This is a genomic window from Novosphingobium oxfordense (assembly GCF_044029435.1).
GTDB lineage: Bacteria > Pseudomonadota > Alphaproteobacteria > Sphingomonadales > Sphingomonadaceae > Novosphingobium.
This window is the reverse complement of the sequence record NZ_CP147005.1, coordinates 3027281-3039085: the sequence shown is the minus strand read 5'-3', so window position 1 is coordinate 3039085 and position 11805 is coordinate 3027281. Positions and strand designations below refer to the sequence as shown.

The following is an 11805-nucleotide window of genomic DNA, read 5'->3' as shown; positions in this document are numbered from 1 at the left end:
TACTGGCATGACTTACGAAACGCTCATTTCGGTTGCCGATCTCCACGCCCTGCTCGCCGACGGGGAGGATGTGCTGATCCTCGATTGCGAATTCGAACTGGGCGTGCCGGACAAGGGGCGAGAGGCCTATCGCGCGGGCCATTTGCCGGGCGCGCGCTATGCCCATCTGGATGACGATCTGGCCTCGCCGCCCGACGGAACCAACGGGCGCCATCCGCTACCCTCGCGCGTGGCTTTCGCGGCCTGGCTGCGTTCGGTGGGGTTGCGGCAGGGGCAGCAGGTGGTTGCCTGCGATTCCAACGGTGGCGCCTGGGCGGCGCGGGCGTGGTGGCTGTTGCGCTGGATGGGGCATGGTCCCGTTGCCGTGCTGGACGGCGGCAAGCAGGCCTGGGCAGCCGCAGGGCTTCCACTGGAAACCGGAGAGCCCGGCCCGGTGCTGCCCGGAGATTTCACGGCCGCGGATCCCCTGGTGGCGGCACCCGTCGATGCGGCGACGGTGCTGGCGAATATCGACGGCGGTGCTGCCCAAGTGCTGGATGCCCGCGATCCCGTGCGGTTTCGCGGCGATCCCAACCCGATCGATCCCGTCGCCGGCCATGTTCCCGGCGCGCGCAACCGTTTCTTTCGCGACAATCTGGGGCCGGACGGCCTTTTCAAGCCGGGGCCCGAACTGGCCGCCGATTTCGCGGCGCTGCTGGGCGACAGGCCGGCGATCCTTTCCTGCGGTTCGGGCGTGACCGCCTGCCACAATGCCCTGGCCATGGCCCACGCGGGCCTTTCCGGTGCGCGCCTCTACCCCGGTTCGTGGAGCGAGTGGATCGCTGATCCTGCCCGCCCGGTTGCGACCGGAGCGGAGTGATCGCATCAGGGCCGGTTGGGACGTCCCCACCGCCCCGATTGGCCGGGGCGGCGAGACGTCCTGGCTGGATTACTTCGCCAGCTGCGCTTCGATAGCGTCCACCAGCAAGGGATCCTGCGGCGCCGTCCCGGGGGCAAAGCGGCCGACCACCGATCCGTCGCGGGCGATCAGGAACTTTTCGAAGTTCCACAGCACTTCGGGATCGTCGTTCGGGGTCATGCCATAGCCCTTGAAGCGCTCCTTCATGCCGTCGACATCGCCCTGCTTGGTGGGGATGGCGCCGGTCAGTGCGGCGTAGAGCGGCTGCTTGGCATCGCCGGTGACGTCCGCCTTGGTGAAGAGCGGGAACGAGACGCCGTAGTTCAGCTGGCAGAACTCGACGATTTCCTCGTCAGTGCCCGGCTCCTGCGCGCCGAAGTCGTTGGCCGGGAAGCCCAGCACTTCGAAACCGTTGCCCTTGTAATCCGCGTAGAGCTTTTCCAGCCCTTCGTACTGCGGCGTGAGCCCGCACTTGGAAGCGACGTTGACCACGAGCAGAACATTGCCCGCGTGGTTGGCAAGGCTGTCGGTGCTGCCGTCGATGCGGGTCAGCGGGATCTGGGCGATATCGGACATGCGGGGCTCTCCCTGAGATTCGGCGTCGGAGACTGCGTCAGCTTGATGACGCGGGCAAGACGCCGCATTCAAATTGCCTGGCCAAGCACAGGCGATATCCATGCGGGATCATGGGCATAGGGCAGGGGATCGCCCTGGCGAAGCGCCGCCAGCACGCTGGCGAAGTCGGTCCGCGCGCGCCAGCCCAGCAGGCGCTCTGCCTTCGCGGGATCGTAGACGCGCTCGATCCGCTCGGGCAGCACCCAGCCTTGCCGGGCGTAGAGGTCCGCCGCGTCCGGGAAGTGGCGGGCGACTACCGTGCGGGCGTCCCGGGCGAGTTCCAGCGCCTCGTCACGCGTGAACGGTGGCGGGGCGGAGAGCACGAATGCCTCGCACCCCTCGATCCGATCCAGTGCCGCAAGGTGGGCGAGGGCTGCGTCTTCCACCGTAAGTCGCCGGTTCAGCAGTTCGTTCGCCTTGAGATTGGGGCCGGAGGGCAGGGCGTGGGTATCGTCGTCCTCCGGAAAGAACCGACCGGTGCGCAGGATCGCCACCGCCATGCCGCTGTCGCGCGAAACCACGCGGCACAGGTTTTCCGCTGCCAGCTTCGTTGCGCCATAGATGTTGCGCGGCTCCAGCGGGCCGAATTCTTCGTCCATCCACCACGCGCCCTCCGTGCTGGCGCCTTCACGGACATCCGCGCGGACCATCAGCGAGGTGGTGGAGGTGAAGAGGAAGCGTGCGTGTCCGGCTGCCACCGCCGCTTCCAGCAGGTTGAGCGTGCCGGTGACGTTGGTGTCTACGAAGGCTTGCCGTGGATTGCGGGCGATATCGGGCTTGTGCAGCGCGCCGGCGTGGATCACCGCCTCGATGCCGTGATGGGCGATCGTCTGGAACACCAGATCGCGGTCAGCCACTGAGCCGACGATCCGTGTATGCGTGCCGGGGGCGACATCCAGCCCCACCACGTCATGCCCCTGCGCGATCAGCAGCGGGGCAAGATGGCGGCCAAGCCAGCCTGAGGAGCCGGTCAGCAGCACCCGCATCGGATCAGCCTTGCGTGCGGTAGTCTGCGATCACGTCACCACATTCGGCGAGTTCCGCCTCGTGGCCTTCCTCGCGCCAGGTTTCGGCCAGGGCTTCGGCTTCCCACTGCTTCATTGCAGGGTGGTCGAGCACGGTATCGACCCACGACTGGCAGGTGCCGACGTCAAGGCCATACGTGCGGATGCGGAAGGCGACCGGCGCGAAGAAGGCATCGACGGCAGTGAAGCTTTCGCCCGCCAGCCACGGGCCGCCAAACTGCGACAGGCCCTCGCTGAAGATCTCGCGCAAGCGGGCGACATCCCGCACCAGCGCCGGGCGCATCGCCTTGGGGCGAACACGCACGCCGACGTTCATCGTGCAGTCGTTGCGCAAGGCGGAGAAGCCGCCGTGCATTTCGGCGACCGCGCACTGCGCGAAGGCGCGCGCCGCTTCGTCGGCGGGCCAGATGCCGGGATGGCGGTCCGCCAGATAGAGCGTGATGCCCAGCGAATCCCACACCGTGCGCTCACCGTCGATCAGCGCGGGAACTTGTCCGGTGGGGGAGAAGCTGCGGAACGCGTCGTAGTTGGCCGGGGCAGTGAAGGGCTCGATTCGATCGGTGAAATCGATGCCGAGCGCCTTCATCAATACCCACGGCCGCAGCGACCAGCTGGAGTAGTTCCGATTGGCGGTGATCAGGGTGTAAGCCATCCGGAACTCTCCTTTGCGGGCATCAGGTTATGTAATGCGCGGTTGTCTTAGCGGCGACTTCGTCGGCCGTCACGCCCGGAGCCAGTTCGATCAGCTTGAACGGGCTCTGATGATCGGGCCGCTGGAACACGGCGAGGTCGGTGACGATCATGTCCACCACGTTCTTGCCGGTCAGGGGCAGGGTGCAGGCCGGGATGAACTTGGGATCGCCGTTCTTGGCATTGTGTTCCATCACGACGATGATCTTCTTCACGCCGGCCACGAGGTCCATCGCGCCGCCCATGCCCTTGATCATCTTGCCGGGGATCATCCAGTTGGCGATGTCGCCGTTCTCGGCAACCTCCATCGCGCCCAGCACGGCCAGGTCGATATGGCCGCCGCGGATCATGCCGAAGCTGGTGGCGCTGTCGAAATAGGCCGACTGCGGCAGTTCGCTGACGGTCTGCTTGCCCGCGTTGATCAGGTCGGCGTCGACTTCGTCGGCGTAAGGGAAGGGCCCGATGCCGAGCATCCCGTTTTCCGACTGGAGCGTCACCGTCATGCCGCCGGGCACATGGTTCGCCACCAGGGTCGGAATGCCGATGCCGAGGTTCACGTAGAACCCGTCCTGAAGCTCCTTTGCCGCGCGGGCGGCCATGTCGTCCCGTGTCCAGCCTTTGATTTCTTGGCTCATCAGGCGGTCTCCCTCTCGCGGGTAGTCATGAATTCGATCTTCTTGTCGTAGGGCGCGCCGAGGACCAGGCGTTGGACGAAGACACCCGGCAGATGGATGCCGTCCGGATCGAGCGAGCCGGTGGGGACGATCTCCTCCACCTCGACCACGCAAATCTTGCCGCACGTGGCGGCGGGCACGTTGAAGTTGCGGGCGGTCTTGCGGAACACGACGTTGCCGCTCTCGTCCGCCTTCCACGCCTTTACCAGCGACAGGTCGGCGAAGATGCCTTCCTCAAGGATGTATTCCTCGCCCCGGAAGACCTTCACTTCCTTGCCCTCGGCGATCTGGGTGCCGACGCCGGTCTTGGTGTAGAAGCCGGGGATGCCTGCGCCGCCGGCGCGCATGCGCTCGGCCAGGGTGCCCTGGGGGCAGAATTCCACTTCCAGTTCGCCCGAAAGGAACTGGCGTTCGAACTCCTTGTTCTCGCCCACGTAGGACGAGATCATCTTCTTCACCTGCTTGGTGCGCAGCAGCTTGCCGATGCCTTCGTTGTCGATGCCGGCGTTGTTGGAGGCGAAGGTCAGGTCCTTCACGCCCGAATCGCGGACCGCGTCCAGCAGCCGTTCGGGGATGCCGCAAAGGCCGAAGCCCCCGGCGGCGATCAGCAGGCCATCCTTCAGCACTCCGTCCAGCGCGGCGGAGGCGCTGGGGTAGATCTTGTTCATGCCATTCTCCCGTCTTGGAACCGAACCTAGACAGCCCATCCCATTACGAATAGCGATTGTTTTTTATCGGAATCGATAAGCTGAAACTATGAAACGTATCGCCCTCTTCCACCTTGAAACGCTGATGTGGATCGATCGGCTCGGCACGTTCGCAGGTGCAGCGCAAAGACTCAATACCACGCAACCCGCGATCTCCGCCCGGGTGCGCGAGATCGAGGAACAGCTCGGCGTGCCGTTGTTCCAGCGCGATGGGCGGCGCATGGTGCTCACCGCGCGCGGGCGGCGGCTGGTGGAGGCGGCCGAACCGCTGCGGCAGGGGCTGGAACAGGTGCTGCTGGAAGCCAGCGACTTCGCGGGTGCCACCGGCAGCGTGCGGATCGGATCGGGCGAGATTGCTGCGGCAAGCTGCCTTCCCGGTTTCATCGCCGCCATCGAGCGGGATCGGCCCGGCGTCACGCTGGAAATCGAACTCGACCTCACCGCGCGCCTGCTCCAGCAATTGCTGGCGGGCACGCGGGACATCGTGTTCCTGGCGGGGCCGGCGGCGAGCCCGGGGATGCGCACCGCACCGATCGGCGCGGTCGATCTCGTCTGGGCGGCCAGTCCGGCCGTGGCGGCAGCGGGCGGGTTCGCCCGGCCCTTGCCGGTATGGTCGCTGCCGGACCATTCGCCGCTTCACGCCGTCACGTTGGAAGCATTCGCGCCGGGCGGGGTGTCGCCCCGATCGCTGAACACCTGCAACAACGTGCGTACCCTTATCGACATCGTCGCCTGCGGGCAGGGGGCGGCGGTGCTGCCCGAAACCATGGTGCGGGCGGAACTTGCATCGGGCACGCTGGTTGAGATCCTGCCCCGGCCCAAACGGCGCATCCATTTCGAGGCGGCCATCCGCTCGCAGGAGCGCGAAGCGGTAGTGCTTGACCTGTTCGAGCGGGCCGGACGCCTGTCGATTGACCGGCTGGCAAGCTGAACCGGGCCGAAAAGGTAGCGCCCTCAGGCGGATGCCGGAAAATCGGGCGGGGCGATTGGGGCTTTGATCTCGGTCATGGCGGCGGCATACCATTCCCCTAAGCTGGACCGGATAGACGGAGAAATGCCATGCGCTCGATACTCGTGAACGCCGACCGCAAGCCTGCAAGCGATGCCCGCGTCGATACCGCCATCGAACTGGCGCGGCAGCTTGGCGGGCATGTCACCGTGCTCGTCGATACGCCGGTCTCACGCTATATCGCGATGGACCCGATGGGCGGCAGCTATGTGATCAGCGAGGCGCTGGATCGCGCACGCGCGGACGACGATGCTGCCGCCGAGGCGGTGGAAACGCGGCTGGCGCGCGGCGACGTACCGTTTGAGGTCGTCCGCAGCGAGGACGATCCCGTCCCCGCTCTGGCCGCTGCAGCGCGTCTGGCGGATCTTGTCATCCTGTCGCGGTCGAGCGGGATCGTTGGCGAGGTGGCGCTCTCCGCGCGGGCGCCGGTGCTGGCGCTTCCGGACGACGCGAGCGCGACGCTTCCGATCCGCCGTGCGGTAGTGGCGTGGGACGGCGGCGAGCAATCCGCTGCGGCGCTGAAGGCCGCGGTGCCTCTGCTAGTGACTTGCCAACTCGTCAAAGTCGTATCGGTGACCGAGAAGCCCGGCGGTTTTCCGGCTACCCAGGCGCTGCGCTATCTGTCGCGCAACGGCATCCACGCCGAATTCGAGGAACTGGAGCGGCGCGGGTCGACCGAGGAGACGATCGCCACGGCGGTCCGGCAGGCCCATGCCGAACTGCTGGTGATGGGGGCTTACGGCAAGAGCCGCATGCGCGAGTTCCTGTTCGGAGGCGTCACGGCCTACATCCTTGCCGATGCCGGTGCGCCGGCGGTGCTTTTCGCACACTGATCCGGATTGATTGGCGAGAATGGCCGGCACCGTGGCAGCGGCGCCGGCCATTCGCATTTCCGGTGCAGAAGGCCGGTTACACGCAAATCGGCATTGCCCCCGAATCGGATCGCAAGTGCGATTGCGCGGTGGCAATGCCGGTGAAAATGCTAACCCAGGCAAGGAAATATCGCGCCGCAGCAGAAAATGCCCCGCCCGGGCGGTCGATGCATCGCCCAGCCGATTGCGATAACATCAATCCTGAAGGTCGATTCATTTAACAAATACCGGAAAATACGCCGTTTTCTGAGTTTACGCGGTGTAGTTCGACGTTTCGCAACACCGATTGCTAGTTTTGCAACCGTCTTTAGGCGATTTCGCACTTGCACAATGGATGGGCCCAAGGCATACAGAAACTGCCTTTCAGGCATCCTCTCCCAAAACTTCCACGGCCCGGTCGGCAACGATCGGGCCTTTTTTTTATGCCGCGCAGATCGGGCATGAATCCGCGAAATGGATGAGGTTGGCCTCGCTTTTCGATTTCTTCGCGCGTCATTCCTGTCGCCACCGGTTTGAAATCCTTCAGGCGCATACCTAGTTCCTTCAGCACGTTCCCATCGCGTCTGCCTTGCCCGCTCGGGGAGGTCGATGTGCCCAGGACCAGCATCGGGAACTTGAAAGGACACACATGGCGGAAGTCCCAACCCAGGTGGACGAACGGGTGGCCAAGCTGCAAGTCGCGGCCGCCCGGCAGGAAGAGAGCGGTCAGGGCATTGCCCGACTGTCGCGCGGATCGCTTTCGGCGATCGGGGCGCTGGAGGGCGACGTGCTGGAGATCACCGGCAAGACCGTCACCGTCGCGCGCGCGGTTCTTGCCTATCCGGAGGACGAAGGGCTTGAGGTGATCCGGCTGGACGGGCTTCAGCGCGTGAACGCGGAAGTCGGTTCGGGCGATCACGTCACGGTGCGCAAGGCGGAATCGCGCCCGGCGCAGCGCGTGGTCTTCGCGCCCGCGCAGAAGGAAATGCGCCTTCAGGGCCCCTCCGCCGCGTTGAAGCGCAACTTCTTCGGTCGTCCGATGGTGCAGGGCGATATCGTCGCCACCACCGGCCAGCAGCAGGTTGCGGACATTCCGCCCGAACTGCGCCGCATGTTCAATGCGCCGGCCTTCGCGCTGACGCAGATCCGCCTGAACGTGGTTTCCACCACCCCGCGCGGCATCGTCCATATCGACGAAAACACCGAAGTCGAACTGCGCGAGCTGTTCGAGGAAGCCGACGCCTCGCGCGGCGACGTCAATTATGACGACGTCGGCGGCATGGGCGATACCATCCGCCAGTTGCGCGAGATGGTGGAACTGCCGCTGCGTTATCCCGAACTGTTCACCCGCCTTGGCGTTGCCCCGCCCAAGGGCGTGCTGCTGCATGGCCCGCCGGGAACCGGCAAGACCCGGCTTGCACAAGCTGTTGCCAACGAGAGCGAGGCGAACTTCTTCTCGATCAACGGGCCGGAGATCATGGGATCCGGCTATGGCGAGAGCGAGAAGGCGCTGCGCGAGGTGTTCGACGAGGCGGCCAAGGCCGCGCCGGCCATCATCTTCATCGACGAGATCGACTCGATCGCGCCCAAGCGCGACCAGGTGCATGGCGAGGCGGAAAAGCGCCTTGTCGCGCAGCTGCTGACGCTGATGGACGGGCTGAACAGCCGCGCCCACGTCGTCGTCATCGCCGCCACCAACCGGCCCGATGCCATCGACGAGGCACTGCGCCGGCCCGGCCGCTTCGATCGTGAGATCGTGATCGGCGTGCCGGACGAAAATGGCCGCCGCGAGATCCTGGGCATCCACACGCGCGGCATGCCGCTGGGCGATCAGGTGGACCTGAAGGAACTGGCCCGCACCACCCACGGTTTCGTGGGCGCGGATATCGCCGCGCTTGCCCGCGAGGCGGCGATCGAGGCGGTGCGCCGGATCATGCCGCAACTCGATCTGGAAGCGCGCACGATCCCGTCCGATCTGCTCGAAAGCCTGCAAGTCATCCGCGAGGACTTCGTGGAAGCCCTGCGCCGCGTGCAGCCATCGGCCATGCGCGAGGTGATGGTGCAGGTTCCCGACATCGGCTGGTCCGACATCGGCGGGCTAGATGAGGCGCAGCAGAAGCTTCAGGAGGGCATCGAGCTTCCGCTCAAGAACCCAGAGGCGTTCCGCAAGCTGGGCATCCGGCCGGCCAAGGGCTTCTTGCTCTATGGTCCTCCGGGCACGGGCAAGACCCTGCTGGCCAAGGCCGTCGCCAAGGAGGCGGAGGCGAACTTCATCTCGATCAAGTCGTCCGATCTTCTCTCGAAGTGGTATGGCGAGAGCGAGCAGCAGATCGCCCGCCTGTTCGCCCGCGCGCGGCAAGTTGCGCCCTGTGTGATCTTCATCGATGAGATCGACAGCCTGGTGCCGGCACGTGGCGGCAGCTCGATGGGCGAGCCGCAAGTGACGGCGCGGGTGGTGAATACCATCCTGGCCGAAATGGACGGGATGGAAGAGTTGCAGTCGGTCGTCCTCGTCGGCGCGACCAACCGGCCGACCCTGGTCGATCCGGCGCTGCTCCGCCCCGGCCGCTTCGACGAACTGGTCTATGTCGGCACGCCGGACGAGGGCGGGCGCGTGCATATCTTGGGCATCCACACGGCGAAGATGCCTTTGGCAGACGACGTTTCGCTCAAGGATATCGCTTCGCGGACCGAGCGCTTCACCGGTGCCGATCTGGAAGACGTGGTACGCCGCGCGGGCCTGATTGCCATCCGCAAGCGCGGGGCCGACGTGGAATCGGTGAATCAGGCCGATTTCGACGAGGCTCTGGAAGACAGCCGCGCGACGGTGACCGAGGAAATGGAATCCGAATATGCGCGGATGAAGGGCGAATTGAAGAAGCGCGCCATGGAAGTGGTGCCGCTGGGCTTCATCTCTCCGGGGATGGTGGAGCCAACCCGGCCGAAGAAGCACGGCGAGTAACTGGAAGGCAGGGGGCGATCACCGTCCCCTGCTTTCTGCCCCTGTTTCTGCCCCTGTTTCTGCGGCCAATTCCGTTACCATAAACACGCCGTCGCCCCCGCGAAGGCGGGGATCCCGCTTGTTCGTCGCGCGCTTGGCAAAAGGAAGCGGTGCCCCCGCCTTCGCGGGGGCGACGAGGTTTGGTACGTTCGGCTTTGAAAGCCAGCGACGCCCGTCGGCGCCTCAAGGGCAAACGGGCGTGATCTGGTAGATGCCGTTCCAGTTCTTCCCCGTCACGAAGATGCGCTTCTTCTTTGCATCCCAGGCGATGCCGTTCAGCACCGCATCCATGCCGTAAGCGCCGTCCCCACGACGAAGGCCTGAGAAATCCACCCAGGCCTTCACATGCCCGGTGGCAGGATCGATCCGCGCGATGCGGTCGGTCAGCCAGACGTTCGCCCAGATCTCGCCGTCGATCCATTCCAGCTCGTTCAGATTGTCCACCGGCTTGCCGTCGGCCGTGACTGCCAGGCTGCCGGTCTGGCGCATGGTGGCTGGATCGCGCAGGCGCAGGCTGGAGGAACCGTCGCTCTGGTAGACCACGTCGCCATTGCGCGTCATGCCCCAGCCTTCGCCTTCGTAGCTGAACGTGCCGATCTGCTTCAGCGTCTTGCGGTCCCAGCGGAAGCCCTGCCCGCCGCGCCAGGTGAGGCTGATGATCTGATCCTTCCAGTCGATGATGCCTTCACCGAACAGCGCGGGATTGATCTGCGCCTCGGTTACCGGCTTGGCATCCTCCAGCGTGCGCACGACGATGCGGGATGCGCCTTCGCGGCCGGTGCTCTCGTAAAGCATGCCGTTCGAATAGAAGAGGCCTTCGGTAAAGGCAGTGGGGTCGTGCGGGAAGCTGGCGTCCACGCGGTACATGCAAGTCGGCACTGGCGCCGCCTGGGCGGGTACGGCTGCGGGGGCGAGGAGAAGGGCAAGCACGGCTGCGGCGGGACGGATCATGCGCTTGCGAGTGCCGCAGTCCCGCGCGTCTCGCAAGTGCTTTAGCGGGAAGCCCTGCGGTCGCCCAGATCGGCAACGGCCTCCGCAATCGACGGGCCGGCTGCCAACTCGACCGGCGCCACTTGCAAGGTGCGGCGGCGCGCCAGCGCCTCGGGCATTTCGCGCCGTATCCAGTCGAGCATGTGTTCACGCATGGCGCAGCGCAAGTCGAACAGCGTCGGCCCGTTGCGTGCGCTCATCAACAGGCGCACTTCCATGGCTTCGGCATTGTGGTCGGTCACCTGAAGAACCTGCGCGCGGCCGTCGAACAGCTGATGCCCGGTAACGGCACGGGTATATTCCTCTCGGATCGGGGCAAGATCGGTGGCGGGGTCGAGGTAGATCATCACCGTGCCCAGCAATTGCGAGGTGGTCTTGGTCCAGTTCTGGAAGGTATCCTCCAGAAAGCGCGTCGTGGGCACCACCAGCCGGCGTTGATCCCAAAGGTTCACCACCACGTAAGTCGTGCGGATTTCTTCGATCCGGCCCCACTCGCCGTCGATGATGACGACATCGTCGATGGTGATCGGTTCGGTCAGCGCCATCTGGAAGCCGCCGATCAGCGCCTTCAGCGCGGGCTGCGCGGCAGCGCCGACGGCCAGGGCGGCAAGGCCGGCGGATGCCATCAGCGTGGCGCCCACCTTCATCACCCCAGGGATCGAGAACAGCATCAGCGAGACCATCAGGAACACGATCACGAACGTCGCGATGCGGTTGACGATGGCCAGCCGCGTGCGACGGCGGCGGGCGCGGCGATTGTCCTCTACCGAGATGTCCGCCCGCAGTGTCATCGCGTCCACCAGCGAATGGAGGATGGCGATGGCGATCCAGCCCACCAGCAGCGGCATGACGAAGCCCGCCACGCGCTCCCAGAAATCGCTGAGCGCGGGGGTCTGGCGGGCGGCGAGGACGATGCCCATGGCCACAAAGGCCCAGCGCGTCGGCCGGGCGAGGCGGGCGACAAGAATGTCGTCGGACTGGCTGGCGCTGGATTGCACGATGTGCCGCAATATGCGGAACAGCACGGCATGGGCGACAAGGGCGATGGCGGCGCCGATGGTTCCGGCGATCAGGGCGATCAGGACCTGGGCGGCCCAGTCGGGCAACACGCCGACGTAGCGTTCGAGAAGCGCGATCATGGAGAAGGAACTATGTTGCAGTGCAACAGTTTCCTTCGATCGCTCATTTCGTCGGGGTTTTGGCCCGATTTACAGACTGCCATCGCCTAAATGCCTCGTCATCCCCGCGAAGGCGGGGATCCCGCTTGTTCTTCCGGCGAGTCAGAAGGAAGCGGGGCCCCCGCCTTCGCGGGGGCGACGGAGTGCTTTGTTTGGGTGAGGGGCTC

The 11805-nt window shown here is 65.5% G+C and carries 11 protein-coding genes; 4 read left to right on the top strand and 7 right to left on the bottom strand.

The window, feature by feature from the left end; translation table 11 throughout:
* The first annotated feature begins 7 nt into the window (after positions 1–7).
* A complete protein-coding gene (locus WBP07_RS14390; RefSeq protein WP_395392062.1) occupies positions 8–859 on the top strand; it encodes a sulfurtransferase in 852 nt (283 codons plus the stop codon).
* A gap of 69 nt (positions 860–928) precedes the next feature.
* Here WBP07_RS14390 and WBP07_RS14385 read toward each other — a convergent pair whose 3' ends face one another.
* From WBP07_RS14385 to WBP07_RS14365, 5 genes are all read right to left on the bottom strand, one after another.
* A complete protein-coding gene (locus tag WBP07_RS14385; protein WP_395392060.1) occupies positions 929–1474 on the bottom strand; it encodes a glutathione peroxidase in 546 nt (181 codons plus the stop codon).
* 68 nt (positions 1475–1542) lie between these two features.
* Positions 1543–2499, bottom strand: a complete 957-nt coding sequence (locus WBP07_RS14380; RefSeq protein ID WP_395392058.1) for an NAD-dependent epimerase/dehydratase family protein — start codon at positions 2497–2499, stop codon at positions 1543–1545.
* Between the two features lie 4 nt (positions 2500–2503).
* On the bottom strand, positions 2504–3190 hold the full coding sequence (locus tag WBP07_RS14375) for a glutathione S-transferase family protein (protein ID WP_395392056.1): 687 nt from the start codon (positions 3188–3190) through the stop codon (positions 2504–2506).
* 22 nt (positions 3191–3212) lie between these two features.
* Positions 3213–3863 carry a CoA transferase subunit B gene (locus WBP07_RS14370; RefSeq protein WP_395392055.1) on the bottom strand — a complete coding sequence of 217 codons (651 nt, stop codon included), beginning with the start codon at positions 3861–3863 and terminating at the stop codon, positions 3213–3215.
* The gene (locus WBP07_RS14365) at positions 3863–4570 is read right to left on the bottom strand and encodes a CoA transferase subunit A (RefSeq protein WP_395392053.1); all 708 of its coding nucleotides are present in this window, start codon (positions 4568–4570) and stop codon (positions 3863–3865) included. Before WBP07_RS14365 ends, WBP07_RS14370 begins: the two co-directional genes overlap by 1 nt.
* 88 nt (positions 4571–4658) lie before the next feature.
* On the opposite strand from WBP07_RS14365, the gene WBP07_RS14360 reads away from it, so the two are divergent.
* The 3 genes from WBP07_RS14360 (at position 4659) to WBP07_RS14350 (ending at position 9431) form a co-directional block, all read left to right on the top strand.
* On the top strand, positions 4659–5540 hold the full coding sequence (locus WBP07_RS14360; RefSeq protein ID WP_395392051.1) for a LysR family transcriptional regulator: 882 nt from the start codon (positions 4659–4661) through the stop codon (positions 5538–5540).
* 128 nt (positions 5541–5668) lie between these two features.
* The gene (locus tag WBP07_RS14355; protein WP_395392049.1) at positions 5669–6451 is read left to right on the top strand and encodes a universal stress protein; all 783 of its coding nucleotides are present in this window, start codon (positions 5669–5671) and stop codon (positions 6449–6451) included.
* 667 nt (positions 6452–7118) lie between these two features.
* A complete protein-coding gene (locus WBP07_RS14350) occupies positions 7119–9431 on the top strand; it encodes a CDC48 family AAA ATPase (RefSeq protein ID WP_395392047.1) in 2313 nt (770 codons plus the stop codon).
* Positions 9432–9653: 222 nt separating this feature from the next.
* On the opposite strand, the gene WBP07_RS14345 is transcribed toward WBP07_RS14350, so the two are convergent.
* Together WBP07_RS14345 and WBP07_RS14340 are read right to left on the bottom strand one after the other, a co-directional pair.
* The gene (locus WBP07_RS14345; protein ID WP_395392045.1) at positions 9654–10421 is read right to left on the bottom strand and encodes a glutaminyl-peptide cyclotransferase; all 768 of its coding nucleotides are present in this window, start codon (positions 10419–10421) and stop codon (positions 9654–9656) included.
* Positions 10422–10462: 41 nt separating this feature from the next.
* Positions 10463–11599: a mechanosensitive ion channel family protein gene (locus WBP07_RS14340; protein WP_395392043.1), complete on the bottom strand. Its 1137-nt coding sequence runs from the start codon at positions 11597–11599 to the stop codon at positions 10463–10465.
* Positions 11600–11805: the final 206 nt, after the last annotated feature.